The 17,870-nt window shown below is 45.4% G+C and carries 23 protein-coding genes; 21 read left to right on the top strand and 2 right to left on the bottom strand.

The features are described 5' to 3' along the window. Positions 1 to 49: 49 nt before the first annotated feature. The 16 genes from HA494_03120 to HA494_03045 all read left to right on the top strand — a co-directional run bounded on the left by HA494_03120 (position 50) and on the right by HA494_03045 (position 12,356). A complete protein-coding gene (locus HA494_03120; GenBank protein NHV96765.1) occupies positions 50 to 409 on the top strand; it encodes a hypothetical protein in 360 nt (119 codons plus the stop codon). After that, positions 406 to 855 carry a (2Fe-2S)-binding protein gene (locus HA494_03115; protein ID NHV96764.1) on the top strand — a complete coding sequence of 150 codons (450 nt, stop codon included), beginning with the start codon at positions 406 to 408 and terminating at the stop codon, positions 853 to 855. Before HA494_03120 ends, HA494_03115 begins: the two co-directional genes overlap by 4 nt. 1 nt (position 856) lies before the next feature. Next, on the top strand, positions 857 to 3,103 hold the full coding sequence (locus tag HA494_03110) for a molybdopterin-dependent oxidoreductase (protein NHV96763.1): 2,247 nt from the start codon (positions 857 to 859) through the stop codon (positions 3,101 to 3,103). A 5-nt stretch (positions 3,104 to 3,108) separates the two neighbouring features. After that, the gene (locus HA494_03105; GenBank protein ID NHV96762.1) at positions 3,109 to 4,068 is read left to right on the top strand and encodes a molybdopterin dehydrogenase; all 960 of its coding nucleotides are present in this window, start codon (positions 3,109 to 3,111) and stop codon (positions 4,066 to 4,068) included. A 79-nt stretch (positions 4,069 to 4,147) separates the two neighbouring features. Continuing rightward, positions 4,148 to 4,642, top strand: a complete 495-nt coding sequence (locus tag HA494_03100) for a hypothetical protein (GenBank protein ID NHV96761.1) — start codon at positions 4,148 to 4,150, stop codon at positions 4,640 to 4,642. Next, positions 4,642 to 6,051, top strand: a complete 1,410-nt coding sequence (locus tag HA494_03095) for a Ni/Fe hydrogenase subunit alpha (protein ID NHV96760.1) — start codon at positions 4,642 to 4,644, stop codon at positions 6,049 to 6,051. The genes HA494_03100 and HA494_03095 overlap by 1 nt, the downstream gene beginning before the upstream one ends. Positions 6,052 to 6,263: 212 nt before the next feature. Next, positions 6,264 to 7,091, top strand: a complete 828-nt coding sequence (locus tag HA494_03090) for a (Fe-S)-binding protein (protein NHV96759.1) — start codon at positions 6,264 to 6,266, stop codon at positions 7,089 to 7,091. Positions 7,092 to 7,153: 62 nt separating this feature from the next. After that, positions 7,154 to 7,588 (top strand): hypothetical protein, encoded by a 435-nt coding sequence (locus tag HA494_03085; GenBank protein ID NHV96758.1) that lies wholly within the window; start codon positions 7,154 to 7,156, stop codon positions 7,586 to 7,588. Between the two features lie 56 nt (positions 7,589 to 7,644). After that, positions 7,645 to 8,115 carry a DUF3343 domain-containing protein gene (locus HA494_03080; GenBank protein NHV96757.1) on the top strand — a complete coding sequence of 157 codons (471 nt, stop codon included), beginning with the start codon at positions 7,645 to 7,647 and terminating at the stop codon, positions 8,113 to 8,115. Further along, positions 8,094 to 8,990, top strand: a complete 897-nt coding sequence (locus tag HA494_03075; protein NHV96756.1) for a sugar kinase — start codon at positions 8,094 to 8,096, stop codon at positions 8,988 to 8,990. Before HA494_03080 ends, HA494_03075 begins: the two co-directional genes overlap by 22 nt. Before the next feature lie 14 nt (positions 8,991 to 9,004). Continuing rightward, the gene (locus HA494_03070) at positions 9,005 to 9,469 is read left to right on the top strand and encodes a cytochrome C (protein ID NHV96755.1); all 465 of its coding nucleotides are present in this window, start codon (positions 9,005 to 9,007) and stop codon (positions 9,467 to 9,469) included. Continuing rightward, positions 9,466 to 9,918, top strand: coding sequence for a transporter (locus HA494_03065; GenBank protein NHV96754.1), 453 nt, complete (start codon positions 9,466 to 9,468; stop codon positions 9,916 to 9,918). Before HA494_03070 ends, HA494_03065 begins: the two co-directional genes overlap by 4 nt. A 73-nt stretch (positions 9,919 to 9,991) precedes the next feature. Further along, the gene (locus HA494_03060; protein ID NHV96753.1) at positions 9,992 to 10,501 is read left to right on the top strand and encodes a cytochrome C; all 510 of its coding nucleotides are present in this window, start codon (positions 9,992 to 9,994) and stop codon (positions 10,499 to 10,501) included. A gap of 1 nt (position 10,502) precedes the next feature. Continuing rightward, on the top strand, positions 10,503 to 10,970 hold the full coding sequence (locus HA494_03055) for a transporter (protein ID NHV96752.1): 468 nt from the start codon (positions 10,503 to 10,505) through the stop codon (positions 10,968 to 10,970). Positions 10,971 to 11,014: 44 nt separating this feature from the next. Continuing rightward, entirely contained in the window at positions 11,015 to 11,536 is a 522-nt protein-coding gene (locus HA494_03050; GenBank protein ID NHV96751.1) for a DUF3343 domain-containing protein, read from the top strand. Further along, entirely contained in the window at positions 11,502 to 12,356 is an 855-nt protein-coding gene (locus HA494_03045; GenBank protein NHV96750.1) for a sugar kinase, read from the top strand. Before HA494_03050 ends, HA494_03045 begins: the two co-directional genes overlap by 35 nt. Before the next feature lie 10 nt (positions 12,357 to 12,366). Here HA494_03045 and HA494_03040 read toward each other — a convergent pair whose 3' ends face one another. Further along, positions 12,367 to 12,834: a hypothetical protein gene (locus HA494_03040; protein ID NHV96749.1), complete on the bottom strand. Its 468-nt coding sequence runs from the start codon at positions 12,832 to 12,834 to the stop codon at positions 12,367 to 12,369. A 450-nt stretch (positions 12,835 to 13,284) separates the two neighbouring features. After that, positions 13,285 to 13,854, bottom strand: coding sequence for an AsnC family transcriptional regulator (locus HA494_03035; protein NHV96748.1), 570 nt, complete (start codon positions 13,852 to 13,854; stop codon positions 13,285 to 13,287). Positions 13,855 to 13,930: 76 nt separating this feature from the next. On the opposite strand from HA494_03035, the gene HA494_03030 reads away from it, so the two are divergent. The 5 genes from HA494_03030 (at position 13,931) to HA494_03010 (ending at position 17,664) form a co-directional block, all read left to right on the top strand. Then, positions 13,931 to 14,887, top strand: a complete 957-nt coding sequence (locus tag HA494_03030) for an Mrp/NBP35 family ATP-binding protein (GenBank protein NHV96747.1) — start codon at positions 13,931 to 13,933, stop codon at positions 14,885 to 14,887. A gap of 118 nt (positions 14,888 to 15,005) precedes the next feature. Next, positions 15,006 to 15,407 carry a dinitrogenase iron-molybdenum cofactor biosynthesis protein gene (locus tag HA494_03025; GenBank protein ID NHV96746.1) on the top strand — a complete coding sequence of 134 codons (402 nt, stop codon included), beginning with the start codon at positions 15,006 to 15,008 and terminating at the stop codon, positions 15,405 to 15,407. Between the two features lie 67 nt (positions 15,408 to 15,474). Continuing rightward, the gene (locus HA494_03020; GenBank protein ID NHV96745.1) at positions 15,475 to 15,846 is read left to right on the top strand and encodes a dinitrogenase iron-molybdenum cofactor; all 372 of its coding nucleotides are present in this window, start codon (positions 15,475 to 15,477) and stop codon (positions 15,844 to 15,846) included. Between the two features lie 118 nt (positions 15,847 to 15,964). Then, on the top strand, positions 15,965 to 16,801 hold the full coding sequence (locus HA494_03015; GenBank protein ID NHV96744.1) for a P-loop NTPase: 837 nt from the start codon (positions 15,965 to 15,967) through the stop codon (positions 16,799 to 16,801). Further along, positions 16,798 to 17,664 (top strand): P-loop NTPase, encoded by an 867-nt coding sequence (locus HA494_03010; GenBank protein NHV96743.1) that lies wholly within the window; start codon positions 16,798 to 16,800, stop codon positions 17,662 to 17,664. Before HA494_03015 ends, HA494_03010 begins: the two co-directional genes overlap by 4 nt. Positions 17,665 to 17,870: the final 206 nt, after the last annotated feature.

Genomic DNA, 17,870 nt, shown 5'->3' with positions numbered 1-17,870 from the left:
TACAACTGGTAGATATAGGCGTCTGGTAATATTTGATAAAGAATCCTTCTTGCCAGTAACGCTTTGGGATGAAGCGGCTGAAAGCTCGGAGCGGCTCTCGATCAAAGCGGGCAGCCTAATTAGAGTCGTGAAGGGGTATGTCAGAGCCGGGTTAGATGGTAAACCAGTGCTGCACGTAGGCCGCAAGGGCTACATCGAGACTCTAGTTGAAGACGAGGGCTTCATAACTCTGAATGGGATTAGTCGAGATGTTGCAGATGTAAAGGGTGCTGAACGGAACCTCGTAATCAAAGGTGTAGTCGATTCTGAACCCAAGCATTCGGAGTTCCCAAGAAAAGAGGGTACAGGGAGCGTAACACAATTCTACCTTAAAGGGAGGGGTGAGCGGAGAGTAAGAGTTGTACTCTGATCACGCTGAATGTAAACGGGGTGGACTATGCTCTACTTGTTGATAACAGGTGGAGTCTGGCTGATGTGCTTAGAGAGAAGCTTGGGTTGACTGGCACTAAGACTGGTTGTGATAGGGGTGAGTGTGGGAGCTGTGCTGTCTTGGTTGATGGTGTGCCTATGCTGAGCTGTATGCTGCTAGCCTGCTCGGTTAGTGGAAGGAAGATCACAACGATCGAGGGGATAGGTAGCGTGGGTAACTTGGATAAGCTTCAGCAGGCGTTTGTGAACAACGAAGGTATTCAGTGCGGCATTTGTATACCTGGCATAATCGTGGTCTCTAAGGCTCTGTTGGAGAAGAACCCGAAGCCTACTGAGGATGAGGTGAAGGAGGCGCTGAGCGGCAACCTCTGCAAGTGCGGCAACTGGCCTTTCATCGTGAAGTCTGTGTTGGAGGCGGCGAAGTGATATGTCGCAGCAAGAGTTTAGACTTGTAGGAAAGTACAATGGGCCTAGGATTATGGCGGCGAGGCAGGCAGCAGGTGTTCTAAAGTTTGGCTGGGACTTTAATCTACCCAACCAGCTCTATATGAGGATCTTAAGAAGTCCCTATCCACACGCAAAGGTTACGGCTGTTGACGCAAGCGCTGCGCTCGCTATAAAGGGTGTGCACGGTGTTCTCACACCATTCGACTTCAAGGACAGCCCTGTGAGGCTAGCTGGCACTACTATGATGATACTGCCCTATGATAAGATTAGAATGCCAGGTGAGGAGGTGTGTGCTGTCGTTGCTGACGACCCTTACATCGCTGAGGAGGCACTGTCTAAGATCAAGGTGACGTATGAGCCCCTACCCTATGTGCAGGATGTTGAAGCTGCTATGAAGCCTGATGCTCCACAGCTCCACGAAGGTGGTAACATCGTTAGAACACCTACTACTGTAACATACAAGGTCGGCGATTCAGCGAAGGCTTTAGCTGAAGCCGATTTAACAGCTGAATTCAGGTTTCAGAGTCAGACGATTCAGCACAACAATATCGGCACGTGGGCTGCATTAGCGAGCTGGGAGAAGGATGGTAGGCTGCATGTTTGGACAGATACTCAGCACATGCATGGTGCGCGCAACAGTTTGGCAAGCGCATTGAATATACCACAAAGTAGAATATGTGTACACGCCGAATTATGCGGTGGTGGCTTTGGAGACGGTAAGCCAGGAGTAAGACCACCAATACTCGCAGCCATCTTTTCGATGAAGACTGGTAGACCTGTTAAGTACAAGCTGACTAGGGAAGAAAATCTCGTATTAGGAAATCACCGCTGGACGTGTGCCACATACTTTAAGTTCGGTCTTAAGAAGGACGGAACTGTTACAGCATTCGAGGCGAAGAACTACTCGAACGCAGGACCATACTACAGCGTCTGGGGCTCAGGTATGGCTACAGAGCAACTATTCATATATAAGTGGCCGAACTTCTACGTCGAATGCTACGACATATACACCAACACCTGCAGAACAGGTCCTCTAAGATGTGTAGCAGATCCCCAAAGCTGCTGGATGATCGAAACCGCCATGGATAGGCTTGCCTTCCAACTCAACATGAATCCGATAGAGTTCAGATTGAAGAACAACATGTTTACTCAAGGAGACAAAGATCCTACTACTGGAAATAGAATACCATCCATAGGTCAGCCTCAGTGCATAAACAGAGCAAGGGAGCTCGCGGAGTGGGATAAGAAGTGGAAGCCTTGGCCCAAGACCAAACCAACCTCAGGCGTTGTGCGAGGCATCGGTGTGGCGAACCACTGCTGTGGGCACGGAGCCGGTAGCTTAGCTAACGCAGCCGTTTTAGTTATGAATGCAGATGGCTCACTTACAATATACACGGGCGCTACTGATATAGGTAATGCGAGGAGAGAGCAGCTTGCTATTATCGCTGCCGAGCACCTTGGGCTACCGTTCGAAAAGGTCACTGTAGCGAACTACTCAACAGACACAGGCCCAGACAGCGGAGCGACAGTCGGCAGCAGGCAGACTAAATCCGCTGGAAACGCGGTTGGAGTCGCGGCTCTCCAAGTGAAAGACCAGCTGCTGCAAAGGGCCGCAGATAGACTGAAGGTAGCAAAAGAAGACCTAAAATTAGGTGAAGAGAAGATCTACGTAGCTGCTGACCCCTCTAAATCCGTTACTATCCAAGAATTGGTTGCATCACCACCTTGGATAATCGCAGGTGGGCAGTGGATTCCTCCAGCAAACACCACCCAAAGAACCTACGCAACCCACATTGCTGAAGTCGAAGTGGACTGCGACACAGGCCTCGTTAAGGTGCTTAGAGTTGTAGCGGTCCACGACATAGGCAGAGTAATCTACCGCAAGAGCTGCATAAGCCAAGTCCACGGAGGCATCATACAAGGCATAGGCATGGCTCTACAAGAAGAGCTACTATTCGACCCACAGACAGGAAGATGCTACAACGCATCCATGCTAGACCATAAGATGCCGCTGTCTTTGCAAACCCCAGAAATCATTGTCGACTTCGTTGAGAATCCGGAGCAACCACCAGACTCATACAACCACGGCGCAAAAGGCCTAGGTGAACCACCAACCTCACCAATCGTACCTGCAATCACCAACGCGATAGCGAACGCCATAGGAGTATACTTCGACAGACTACCAGTAACGCCAGACAAAATCCTTAAGTCGTTAGGGAAGGTGTAAAGAAGATGCAGCCAATCAAATATTATGAACCAAAGACTTTGGACGAAGCAGCTAAACTACTAACAGACATACCAGACGCAGCCATCATAGCAGGAGGCACAGAAATACTACACGTGATGAAGCAAAACGCCCTACCAAAGCAGCCAACAGCCCTAATAGACATAAAGAAAGTCACAGGGCTCAGCTACATAAAAGAAGAAGGCGGAACACTAAAGATCGGACCAACAACCCTACTGGTAGACATAGCAAGCAACGAAACCGTACGAACAAAATATAGAGCACTAGCCATGGCAGCAGCACACGTCGCATCACCACTCATAAGAAACATGGGCACAATCGCAGGCAACATCTGCCAAGATGTCTGGTGCTGGTACTACAGAGCCTCAGACAACCAGTTTAACTGCGTCAGAAAAGGCGGAGCAATATGCTACGCTATGGGAGGCGACAACAGATACTACCACAGCATATTCGGAGGACCAAAAGGATGCTACGCAATCTGTCCCTCAGACACAGCCCCCGCCCTCGTAGCACTAAACGCAACAATAGTAACCACCAAAAGAAACATACCTGCTGAAAACTTCTTCACAGAACTACAACCAGGAAACGTCCTTGAGAAGAACGAAATAATAAAGGAGATCCAGATACCAACACCACCAGCAACATCGAAATCAGCATTCATGAAAACCGCTATAAGACCAAGCATCGAATTCGCAATAGCAAGCGCAGCCGTCTGGTACAACATCTCAGGAGGAAACGTAACAGACTCAAGAATAGCACTAGGCGCAGTCTACTTAACTCCAAAACGCGCCAAAGCAGCAGAAGACTTCCTAAAGGGCAAAGCAATAACCGAAGAAACAGCAACACAAGCAGGACAACAAGCAGTAATAGACGCCATCCCTATGCCAGGCAACGCATACAAGAAGATCGTCACTGCAACTATGGTCAAAAGGGCTCTACTTGCCTAGCTAAGTGAGCAGTAATAAACTGCTCCTATCCTTTTCTTTTTTTGATAAATTTCAATAAATATATGTAGAGGCGAAGTATTTGGTTGAAAGAATAAAGGTCGCTATAGAAGATTGTGCTTTATGCGGAGGCTGCGAAATAGCTTTAGCCGACCTCGGTACAGCACTTCTTGACCTATTCGATAAGCGCCTAGATCTCGTCTACGCCCCGATTTTAGCAAGCACAACAGACTACGAGGAAGCAGACCTTACGCTTGTAATAGGCGCCATCAGAAGCGACCACGACCTACAACGGGTAAAGAAAGCAAGAGAAAAATCAAAGATACTCGTATCATTCGGAACATGCCCTAGCTCAACAGGTCTTGTTGGCCTAGCAAACCTCTTTGAAAAAAGTGAGCTACTGCGGAGAGCCTACGGCTCTGAAGACCCCTCACAACACAAAGACACCCCTAAAATCCTTGATACCGTAGAACCCTTGTCAAAATACGTGAAAGTAGACTATATCATACCAGGCTGTCCGCCACCACAACCAGTCATCAAGCAGATGCTGAAGAGCGCATTAAAGGAGGTATTATGATGAGACAGATTGAAATCGAGCCGGTAACACGTATCGAAGGTCATCTGAAGATGCTGATCCAGCTCGACGATAAAGGTGATGTCTCAAGAGTGCAAGCGTGCTTCGCTGAATTCAGAGGCTTCGAAAAATTTGCAGAAAACAGACTTGTCACAAGACTACCCATAATCACCACAAGAATATGCGGAGTATGCCCAGTACCACACCACCTAGCAAGCGTAAAAGCCATAGAAGACGGTCTTAACCTAACGCCAACCGAAACAGCAGAGAAACTCAGAGAACTTATGCTCATGGGTGAGATACTAGGCGATCACACACTACATCTCTTCATACTGACAGGCGTAGACTACCTACTACCAGACCTTCCCCTAAAGCAGCGTGACATCATAGCACTATACAAAAAGTACCCGGCTGTGGCAAAAGAAGTAGTTAAAGTAAGGGAGATAGGTCAAAAGATAATCGAAACAATAGGTGTTCAAGCAGTTCACCCCATGACCGCAGTTCCAGGGGGCATCACTAAACGACTTACTGAAGACAAAAGAGTAGAGCTACTTAACGAGGTCATAGAAGCTAAGAAGATGGTGATAGGATGGTGGGATGCAGCAATAGCCCCAGCAATCCTCAAATATGCGAATGAAAACAGTGGACTCGGAAAACTAGAATCGAATTACATGGCTATGAGCTACGATAACACCATAAACTTCTACAGAGGCAACATAAGCATCATAGATAAAAACGGCGGGTTAAAAGCTGAGTTCAAACCTATAAACTACACAGACCACATAATAGAGGTGCCCATACCTTACTCATACGGAAAGAGTGTCACAATAAAAGGCGAAGGATTAGCAAAAGGTCTTATCAGAACAGGCGCTTTAGCGAGAATCAATGTAGCGAAAAAGGCAGGAACCGATGTTGCAGATCGTCTACTGAAAGATCTGAGAAGCAAGTTTGGCTCACCCATACACGGGACAATACAATACAATCTTGCAAGATATGTATGCCTTGTTTATGCTGCAGAACGCTTAGAGCAGCTCCTATCAGACCCTGTAATCTCTAGAGGCGACACCATGACCGAATACAAGATGCGAGCTGGAGAAGGAGCAGGCTCGGTAGAAGCAAGCAGAGGGACACTAATTCACCACTACAAGTGGGATGACAATGGCTATGTAACCTACGCAAACATAATCACACCTACAGTAGTGAATGCAAACGGCTTCGAAGCATCAGCTCTAAACGCCGCGTTAAGAAACATTAAGCAAGGCACAGTAGATGAAGAAAAGCTCTGGCACGAAGTTGGGGTGGTAATCAGAGCATACGATCCATGCATCTCATGCTCTACCCACATAGAGAAGAGCCTCATAATAGAAGTTTTATCGCAAGATGGAAGCATTTTGAGGGTTATCAAGAGGTGAGATAAGGTTGAAGATGAATAGAAGAAGCTTCATAGGCGCAGCTGCTGGATTAGGAGGAATCGCACTCGCCGCAACGACAATATCACCACCGCCGATTCTAGCAGTCAAACCTAAGAACGCTATGCTAATCGAAGTATCCAAATGTATAGGTTGCATGCGGTGTGTACAAGCCTGCGCAGAGTACCATAAGAAACATTATGGGCAGGAGACAGATGGAACCATATTTACAAGGTTTACTTGCACTCCTTTTCAAAAGAAGCCCAAGACGCAGCATAACAAGCTTTCTCTTCCACTTAGGTGTATGGTGCAACATAATAACAGGGTTGATCATGGAAGTTGCTTTCCTAACTATAGGTGTGTCGGATGTATTCAGCGGCTGGGGTTGGCTCCTATCTTGGGCGCACGGAATAACAGGCTTCCTCATCATAGTCGGGGGCATAGGCATAATTACTCAATACATTAGGAACCCAGCGTTTAGACTCGCGTATGGTAAAGTCTTCTTCTTAGATCTAGCCTTCCTAGCAGCCTTCGCTATAGTTGGGTTAGTTCAATTCTTCCCAGTCTTCGGCTTCATCTCCATCGTAGGCTTTACACCAACCTCTATTAAATGGCTAGGCACACTACACATGATCATAATCTACGTCTGGATCGTAGTCTCACTAATAGCCGGAGGCGCCATAAGGCACGCAGTTGCAACAATAGCTTGGAGAGTCATCAAACCCGAGTCAAGACCTACGGGACTAATGGTCTTCACAGATGCTTGTGGCAAATGTGGGCGCTGCATAGAAGTCTGCCCAACATTCAAAGCCTTCAACAACAGCCCAATAGAGGCACCAATAATAAAGCTAAGAAAATACTATCAGATGCATAGATCAAAGAGATTCATCCCCTCTGAAATACGCCTATTATCTGAGCAGCTAGCAACCTGCACACAATGCAATCTATGCGCAGGTGTATGTCCCTTCTCATTCAACTACGCTGCATTATACCAAGAGATGCTTAGGAATGCTCAACAATTAGCTTTGGCGAAGACCATCTAATCTTGATTCGGAATACTCTACTACAGATAAAAAGTTCAGTATGCGGACAAAACATCATAGTAATGTGTATAGGCAGTGACTTCGGCGATGACGTCGCAGGGCTCCTATTGTACAAGCTGATACACAAACGCTTAGTAAACATCAAAGCTATGCTATGCGAAACCACACCTGAAAGATTTCTTACAGAAGTCAAAGAATCCAAGCCTAACCTCGTGCTGATGGTAGACGCCGTAGACAGAAACTTGAAGCCTGGCACACTCATAATTGAGGATCTGCTAGAACATCATTCCAAGCCTCTAATCACACATAACCTACCTCTCGCACTAATCGCCCAAGTTTTAGCATCAGATCTCAAAGGATGCGTCTTTAAACTGATAGGGGTACAAGTATCGAAGACATATGGACGCCCTTCTAAACACGTTGTACAAGCAATCAGAAATCTTGCAAAGAACATATTAGAGTTTGATAAATATGCTAAAGGAGGTGCTGCCGTTTGAGCAAAGCAGAGGGGTATACAAGAGCACTCTTCTTGTTTGAGTTATTTAAAGACGCTATGCAAGCTGAGCATACCTTACGGAAAGCAGGCTTTAGCATTAGGACAGGCGCTCCTCCACCAGAAGTCAGAACAGGTTGCGATCTAGCCATCTCGGTACCAAGTCAAGATGTAAATGCAGCTGAAAAGATCTTAAAAGAGAACGATATACCAATACTTGATGTTGTTTTTACATTCGAAGAGGAGCTCCCACCTCTCCAGCTCTCTCAGCTCGTAAAGAAAGTTGACTTCGGAAACTATTTGATGATACGGGTGGGTAACATGAAGCTAACCTTTGAAAAGAAAGGCGGAATCATCGTGAACATTTCTGGCGGCGGATGCCCAGACATACCCCTATTAGGCCTAAAGATGGTAGGTAAACCTCTAGATAAAGCTCCTCAGCCGAACGAAGTAGGGTACACTCTTTGCGCCTACACGTTACAAAAGGCATATGAGCATGCGGTTGAAGCTTGGAAAAAGGTGAGGAAATAAAGATGCTTCTACTTACAGGCACACTACCAATCGAAGAGAAATCCCTTCTAGTAGATAAGATAAAGTTTGACGGTAAGACTCTCTATATAGGTGATAAAATGTTTGGATATGACATGATCTCAATAGGTGCTACAGCTATGATGGCTGCTGCGGCTACGACCTGTGAAGCTCTTCAACTAGAACCACCTATGGCAGCAGTAGCAGGCGACTTAGGTCAAGGAGATGGCTCCACACTACTCTACACATATCTGACAGAAGATGCTTCGTCTACAGGAGCATCAACCATAACGATGCACTACATACTACCCATCCGCAGAGGCTTCATGGAATTTATAGAGATGCTGGACTACTGGGAGAAGAGACCATTTATGATAGCCGATGCTGGTAGCATGCTTATAGCCAAAGCTACAGGTAGCTGCAGAAAGTTTGATCTATTCACACCAGACGCGGGTGAGATATGTTTCTTAGCCGATCCAGAGGCTGGTCATCCGGCTTATGTTAAGAGCCTGTTTTTCGCCATCGACACAACAGATGTACCCTATCTAATTCAAGAGGCTTACAAATATAATAATGCGCCTCGCTACCTTCTAGTAAAAGGCCCGACGGACTTTATTGTTGATGAAGGAAAGATAATCCACACCGTAAGTGAACCTAACATACCTGTCTTAGAGCCTATTGGAGGAACTGGAGATACAATAACTGGAATACTATCAGCTCTAATAGGTGGAGGCTATGAGCCAATAAAGGCTTGCCTTATCGCCGCTAAGGCTAATCGCCTTGCGGGTCAGCTTGCTAACCCCACACCTGCAACACGTGTAGTAGAAATCATCAATCATATTGGTAGAGCGGTAAAGGAGGTTTTAGATATCCTCTGAAGGTGCTGAATAGTATGGTGAAGGTTGATAAACTCACTGCAGGCTTCTTCACAGGTTTCTGGGCTGCTATAGCTCAAGCTTGGGTAGGTGTGCTGCCTCCCTCAGCATTTGGCATTTGCTTCATAAGCCACCCTAGTGATCTCTTTAACTGGACAGTCAACAAGATCTTCAGTGTCTCATTTTATGTTCACGATCCTTCACTTGACCTACCTGTACTTACTGTGCTTGGTGTGTTGATAGGTGCTTCTCTTGCAACTATTCAGCATAAGGAGTTTAAATTTAGGATGCCTAGGAACCCTCTTGATCACTATATCAACGGATTTATGGTTGCGGTCTTCGGGCTTATGCTAGGCTACTGCTCCGTGCACATAATCATGGGGTTGACATACGGTAGCGTAATCGCATTGACCGGCTTCGCAGGCATGATGCTAGGCGTCACCTTAGCTATACTATATATAAAGTGGAGGGTTCACAGATGACTCTCATAGTATCCTTAGCAACACTCATAGCAGGCATCATAATAGGTTACCTGTGGCAGCGCTCACGATCCTGCTCCATATCAGGCTACCGAGACTTCTTCCTATTTCGAGACACACTCTTTATGCGAACGATCATAGGTATGGCTCTAGGAGCTCTCACAGGCTACCTCCTCTTCTACAGATTCACCCCACTAATGGCAGACTTCCCATTGTATCTACATAACGAACCAGGAGCCAACTCACTATCTACACTCATCCTCGCTGCGATTGGTGGCTTAGGTTACGCATTCTTCTCCGTCTTAGCTGAGGGCTGCCCACTTAGGCAGCACGTTAATGCCACCACAGGTAACGGCATGTCTATCTTCTACTTAATAGGCTTCTATTGTGGAGTGCTCTTCTTCTGGCTGATTGTCAGTAATATCGTGAATATATTCATTAGATTATTCTGATACCCCTATTTTTTTAGTTAAGATGAAATAATAGTTAAGATTAAATAATAGATAAGAGGTTGGGTAAGACACTATGTCCCAAAAAATTAGGGTAAAAACATGGCAAGCAGGACTGATCGTTGGAATTTTATCAGCGCTCGCTCAGTCGGTCTACAATCTGATGCCTAAATCCGTAGAAGGTGTAGCTGCATATAAGCTAGCGCCTGTAGCCTATGGATTCTGTATGTTCTGCCATGTTCGCGATATCGTTAACATCTTCATGAAGAACGTCTTTTCATTCATGACACCAGCTCCAATCTCAGCTGTAATACCTGCGTTAACTATAGTGGGGCTTCTGCTAGGCGCATACTTTTCAGCTATCTCCACAAAGTCATTTAACGTGCGTAAGACAGTTAACCCAGTGCTTGCATTTATCTACGGTCTCTTGGTAGCATCGTTCGCAGCAATATTGGGCGCCTGCCCAATACGGATCGTCTTAAGAGCGGCATACATAGACGTAATCGCCTTCGTAGGTATAGCCGCTATGATCGTTGGTGCGATTGTGGCTTCGGAGCTTTTGCTGAAGAGAGCGGGGGGTGGTTAAGTTGGTATACGCATTCGCCATCACGACATTAATCGTCGGCTTTATAGCCGGTTTCCTATTCCAAAGAACTGGGCAATGTTTTATGGGAGCGTACCGAGACCTATACCTATTTAAAGACACTCATCTCCTAAAGGGTGTTGCAGGCTTCTTCATCGGCGCACTAGTCGGCTACATAATCTTAATGTTAATAGCAGACCCATTTACAGTAATCAACTTCCCTTGGGCTCTATTTAACGGCCTGGCAGCGATACCCGGAAGTATAGTTAAAGCAAAAGATCTGCTATCCGTTCTAATTGTTGGCATCGTAGGAGGATTTGGTATAGGTTTCTTCTCAGTAGCGATGGGAGGCTGTCCAATGCGCAACCACGTTATGGCAGCAGAGGGTAATCTAAGTTCAGTAGCGTATGTAATAGGCTTCTGGGTGGGAATACCAATAATATATTTGATCATAAACGCCCTAGGTATCTAAAAATAGTAGATTTTATGAAGCAGATGTGGCGGTGCCACTTTCGGTTGAGCAGTAGAGGTCTGATCACATTCGAAGAAGTTAGACAAGCGTTCAAAGCAGAAGCTATACTAAAGAAAGCGAACCACGATGTAAAACTCGTAGTTCCTCCTCCAGAGTTTCGAAGAGGCTGCGACTTGGGTGTGGAATTCAATATAAATGAGCAGATAAGCATACAGCGTCTTCTCTCAATCAACAAGATAAAATACTCAGAAATAATTTCAATCGACGCTGCTACAACCAAGACACTTGATGCCGTTAAGGTCTTTGACTTTGGTGACTCAGTTATGGTTAGGTGTGGAGCGCTGAAGATAACATTCGAAAAAGGATCAGGTGTTATACGTAACATATCTGGTGGGGGTTGCCCAGACGTACCCTATCTCTACATCGAGCTGGTGGGGAAGAAGCTTTCAGAAGCCCCTAAGCCAAGAGACGTAGGCTTCACCCTCTGCGCCTTATGCCTTGATAGAGCGTTTGAGGAGGCTTTAAGACTCTATGAGTCTAGTTATAGTAGGTACAGTCCCAATTAAAGACCTACCTCTCTATGTAGGCACTCCTAAGATCGAATGTAACATGCTGATCTTAGGTGAACAGAGAATACCCTGCACTATGGGCACAGCAGCACTATTTTTCGCATCACACCTAACGTGCCAAACACTAGGCGTAGCCCCTCCGGTTTGGGTCACAGCAGGAGATATAGGCGATGGTGTCGGAAGCAGAATCATATACCAGCACTTAGCAAGTAACATAAAAACCATCAAACCCAAAGTCCTTACTCTACACTACCTTCTTCCTATCATCCTCTTAGCAAAGAACATGATGGTCTCAATAAAAGAAGTAAAGCCTGCTCTTATAGCCGACGCAGGCTCAATGTACGTTATGAAATCCATCAAAGCAGCAAAAGAATTCGATCTATTCACACCAGACCCAGGAGAAATGGCATTCCTTGCAGACCCTAGGGCGACACACCCAGCATACATACAACATTACCTCTTTGAATCTGACACAACTAACATACCAGGTCTGATTGAGCAAGCCTACAAACAAGGCAATGTACCCAGAGTCCTGCTAGTGAAAGGGGCTAAAGACTATATAGCCAAAGAAGGGAAAATACTTGCAGTCATAGATCAACCAAATATACCAACACTTGAACCCATAGGAGGTACAGGAGACACAATAACAGGAATAGTGTCAGCCCTAATCTACAGTGGTTTAGAGGTTGAGAAAGCAGCTATAATAGCAGCTAAAACCAATAGATTAGCTGGGAAGCTCGCTAACCCAACAACCGCAACACGTGTCTTAGAAATTGCCTTACAGATCCCTAAAGCTCTAGTAGAATGTCTACATTAAAATCTCTATACTAAACTGTAGCCTCCTTCTTTTCTTTATCTTCAGTTTGCTGCTGAGGAGAATCTTCTAGTACCAGCTGCTTCTTCTCGTAGTCAATAATAACTGTTTTAAGCTTACTAAGGAAACTATGTCCCAGCACTACATCCACACCCGTCTCCATTGGCACGTCGTAAGGTAGCGCCATAACATTCTTGACCACCAAATCACCCACTCTTATCTCATCTATCATGATATCTAACACCTCAATTGGACCAGCTATGGTGTACGCAAGTAAATACCCAACTTCTTCAGATAAGCCAACCAACATCTCTTTATACGCAGGTTCATAGCCTAGCTGCAATGCATCAACTTTCGGTATTATGACGTACTGTGCAGCGGGGTCTATAATAGCCCTTAATTCTCTTCGCTTACCGTTTTTACCAACTATCTGAATAAATAGTGTTGGAGCATCCTTAAACGGTATGACAACCTTGGTCATAGTATCACCAACCACCCTTCTCGAAATACGTCACCTGTAGAGAAAAAGCAAGCATCATTTTCATTAAGGGCTCTTTCTCTGACAGCAATCCTGTGAGGACCCACAGTTAACAACTCAAAGTCAATAGGTTGACCATTCTCATCTCTCTTTAACACCCGCGTAGCGACCCAAAGATTTGGATACTTTTCTCTAATAGTATTTAGGTCCATAGTGTTGGGTCTAGAGATGGCTTGTTATATGTCTTTCCTTATCTTTAGACACTTTTCTCGATCTTTCAAGCTTTTCTGCTTGTATTGATGCATTCACATAGGTGACTCTTTTTGTAAGCACAGCCCAGAAACGCACGTGACAAGTAGAATACTTCCATGTAGCATTGTCCTTTATCGAATATTTGCGAACGCCAACCTTTGGTTCACGCGAACTAAGGTCGTTTGGGTGCGCTGAAACTTCTTATAATGTTCCTTTATAATGTTCCGTTGCTGGACATCCAACGCACTTATTGTTTATGTAGCGTCTGCAGGGTTTGCAGTCCACGTTGCATGGTGCTTTCTCTTTCTCTTTGTGGGTTAGGTGCTCCCGTACTTGAAGGAATGGCGTAAAATAGACTTCGCCGATAGGGTAGAATTCTGATCTACGTATGCCTGCGCTGCTTCTCAGTGAGCATTTCTCTATGGATATGCTCTCTAGTGTGTCTTGGTTTTCTGCTACAACTAGGGCTATTAGGTTGTAGCCGCCTATTGTTTTGAATATGTTGATTACTCTTGGGCAGTCTTTGAAGCGTTCAAGAAGTTTTTGCATCGCTTCTGCGCTTTCCATCTCTAAAAGGACAACAGCAGGGTAAAGTTTGAAAAAGAAAGGGTTAATTAAAGTGGTCACTTTTATGCCGTTTTGTTGGATAAGCCTTTGAAGCCTCTTCTTTACTCCCGTGCTTGTAAACTCAACACTCTTGGCTAGCTCTTTTAGAGTAGCTCTACCATCCATTTGAAGTTGGGCGATTATCCTTCTATCAACTTCATCCAACGCTTAGTCATCTGTTTATTTTCTAAACACAAAGTATTAATATAGTTTATGTAGCAAGCGCATTAGAGGAATCAATATGAGCGCTGAATGTGACGGCAAGTGCGAATCATGTTCTAAAAGAAGTGATTGCACAGATCAGCGAAAGGAGATGTGGGAAGAGCAGCAGAGGCTAAAGCAGAATATAAGTAAGATCAAGCATAAAATAGCTATTATAAGCGGGAAAGGTGGTGTTGGAAAAAGTACCGTGACAGTAAATCTTGCGATGGCTTTTGCAATGCAAGCCCAGGCAAACCGCGTTGGTATCCTCGATGCTGATATTCACGGCCCAAGCATTCCGAAAATGCTCGGCTTGAGAGGGCAGAGGCTTCAGGTTCTCCCTGCTGGGATAATATTTCCCGTTATTGGACCACTGGGAATAAAGGTGGTTTCTATGGACTTTCTACTTCCAAGCGACGACTCGCCAGTAATCTGGCGGGGGCCTTTAAAGATGAGGGCTATCCAACAGTTTCTCTCCGATATAACTTGGGGAGAACTCGACTTCCTTTTTGTAGATCTTCCTCCAGGAACAGGCGACGAGCCCTTAAGCATCATGCAACTTATCCCAGACATGGAAGGCGTTGTTATAGTAACTATACCATCAGAAGTTTCCCAGATTGTTGTTAAAAAAGCTGTGACGTTCGCTAGGAAGTTGAATATCCCGGTGATTGGCATCGTTGAAAACATGAGCGGTTTTGTTTGTCCAAAATGTGGAGCAGAAGTAAACATATTCAAAACAGGTGGTGGACGAAAGATCGCCGAAGAGTTAGATGTCCCATTCTTAGGAGGTATACCAATAGACCCAGAGATATGCGTGGACTCGGATGACGGAAACCCCTTCATAGTTAGGCATCCAGAATCACCAGCCTCAAAAGCCTTCATGGACATCGTTAAGAAAATCGAAAAGTATTCGGAGGAGTGGAGACCCTTTTGGACCCCGCTTAAACCAATCACACCTAAGGAGACTGGAAATGAGAACGTTAAAGAGGTGAATTAAATGTTTAAAAAAGCCGAAATGCGTATTGGTACGTATAAAGATGAGGAGGGAAGCTTAACCCATCACACTTTTGCCGAGATCAATAATAAAAAAGGATGATCAGAGGAGGAATAGTTGAATGAGGATTTGCGTATCTGCGACAGCAGATAGCTTAGACGCGCCCGTAGATCCAAGATTTGGGCGATGCCCATACTTCATTATAGTGGATTCGGAAACTATGCAGTTTGAGGCTGTTCCAAATCCCGCTTCAAGCGCAATGGGTGGCGCTGGAATACAAGCAGCACAAATCATAGCGAATAAAGGGGTTAAAGTGGTTATAACTGGATCTGTAGGGCCTAACGCTTTTCAAGCTCTGTCGGCTGCAGGGATAAAAATTGTAACAGGTGCGGCTGGAACTGTGAGGGAAGTTGTTGAAAAATATAAGAGAGGGGAGCTTAAGGAGACAAATGCTCCAACTGTTGGCGGGCATTTTGGAATGGGGATGGGCAGAGGACGTGGTTGGAGGCGAGGAGTGTGGTAGCCGTAGGCTGCGCAGAAAACGAAGATCTTATGTTGCGGGAAGCCGAAATAGAAGGAGGTGAAAAAAGTTGAAGGAGAGAGTAGTTATACCGGCTGAAGATGGAAATGGGCTTAACGCTAGATTGTCGGAGCATTTTGGCAGAGCCCCCTACTTTATAATCGTTGAATTGGAGGAGGGCAATATACTAAACGTTCAAGTGGTGCCAAATGAAGGCGAGCACTTCGGCGGATTCGGAAGACCCGCAGACCGCATTCTACAACTTGGTCCGAACGTAGTAATCACCTACGGAATGGGCCCTAGAGCGCTAAGCATATTTCAAGAAGCAGGGATAGCCATCTTGAGAGCCAGCGCAGACACGGTTAAAGATGTCGTCGAAGCATACAGACAGGATAAGCTTGAAGAGTTAACAGAAGGTTGCCACCACGCACGCCACCGATAAAGATGAAGCTTTCGTGGGTGTTCCAGAAAAATAATTACGGAAAGCTTTCTAAGAAGGTGGCTGCGCTGAATTAGCCACTAAAAGTGTTCAAAATAAGCAACGAAGAAGGTAAATTGTTGTGATAGTGGCTGTTGCGAGTGGAAAAGGTGGCGCAGGCAAAACTTCTGTAGCGGTTAACTTGGCAATCTCCATAGGAAATGCCCAATTAGTGGATTGTGATGTTGAAGAACCAAATGCCCACTTGCTTCTAAATCCAGAAATAACCCGCGCAGAGCCGGTCTGTAGACTTGTTCCCTTCGTGAAGGAGGAGTTATGCGATTATTGTGGAAAATGTGCGGCTTTCTGCCAATACAACGCCATTCTAGCCCTTCTAGAAAGAATTTTAGTATTTCCAGAACTCTGCCACGGCTGCGGAGGATGCATCTTAATATGCCCTAAAAAAGCTATTGAGGAAGGAAAAAATAGGATCGGGGTTATTAAAGAGGGCTTCACAGACGATTTAAAGATTGTTTTCGGCGAGCTTGAAGTTGGCGAACCGATGGCTGGCCCATTAATTAGAGAGGTGAAAAAGCGTCTGGATAAGAGCAGAAATGTTATTTTAGATGCCCCACCTGGAACAAGCTGCCCCGTGGTTGAAACGGTTAAGGGCAGCGACTTCTGTATTCTTGTAACCGAACCGACACCATTCGGGCTTCATGACTTGAAGATAACTGTTAAAGTTTTAGAGGATATGAGGATTCCCCACGGTGTTGTGGTTAACCGGGCTGGAATAGGCGACAAGAAAGTTTATGAATACTGTAAGGGAAAAGGTATACCGGTTCTGCTTGAAATCCCTTATCTGAGAAAGATTGCAGAGCTTTACTCGAGAGGAGTTCCATTCAGCTTAGAAATGCCCGAGTGGGCCGATAGATTCCAAGAATTATTTGAAGACATTAAGGGGTTGGTGGGCAGTTGAAACAAATAACAATTTTAAGCGGGAAGGGTGGAACGGGCAAAACAACCATAACCGCAGCCTTCGCTGTTCTGGCGAAAAAAGCTGTGGTCGCAGACTGCGATGTTGATGCTCCAGATCTTCACATGCTTTTGCATCCAGAAGTCCTCGAAACAAAAGAGTTTAGGGGTTCGAAAATAGCGGTTATCGACGAAATGGAATGTGTTAAATGCGACATCTGCAGAGAAAAATGCCGATTCGACGCCATAACCCAAGACCTCACGGTGAATCCTTTCTCCTGTGAAGGATGTGGCGTCTGCACAATCGTCTGTCCGGTAAAAGCTGTATCATTAACTGAAAGAATTTCGGGCTACGCCTACATCTCAAAGATAAAATATGGGTTTATGGTTCACGCCCTACTTAACCCAGGTGAATCGAACTCTGGGAAACTTGCGACGGTGGTTAGGCAGAATGCCAAACTGTTGGCTGAAAAAGAGGGAAGCAGTCTCATAATTATTGACGGCCCGCCTGGAATCGGCTGCCCAGTCATAGCTTCCGTTACAGGCGTAGATGCAGCTTTAGTGGTAACCGAGCCTACGATGTCGGGTATTCACGACTTAGAAAGAGCGCTACAGCTCCTAAGATACTTCAATGTTCGACCCTTCGCTTGCGTGAATATGTATGATGTAAATATGGATAATGCCTCTAAAATTTCTACGTTCTGCGAGGAGAATGGTGTGGAAGTTGTTGGTAACATACCTTTCAATCCTGTGGTTACGGAGGCTATGGTCAATGGAAAAGCGATAGTTGAATATTCTCCGGAATGTGATGTTGCGAAAGAGATAGCGGCCATCTGGGACAGACTTGGAGCGGAATTATTGTTCTAGTGACAAGGTTGGAGAAGATGGAAAGAAGCATCGACTTTTTGATGTGTTTGCTCGAGGCATTTAAGAAGGGGTTTGGGAGGTAAACAGTGTCCAGTTGAGATTATACTCTGCTCAATGTTTTAGGTTGCATGATAGTGTTATGGGTAGAAAAGTTGGTGTTGAGTTGAAAATTCTTTACGATAACGATGCGTTAGAAGGTTTTAAGG

This window comes from Nitrososphaerota archaeon (genome assembly GCA_011605775.1).
Classification (GTDB): domain Archaea; phylum Thermoproteota; class Nitrososphaeria; order Nitrososphaerales; family JAAOZN01; genus JAAOZN01.
Note: the sequence above shows the minus strand (reverse complement) of the source record. Positions and strands in the feature narration are given on the sequence as shown.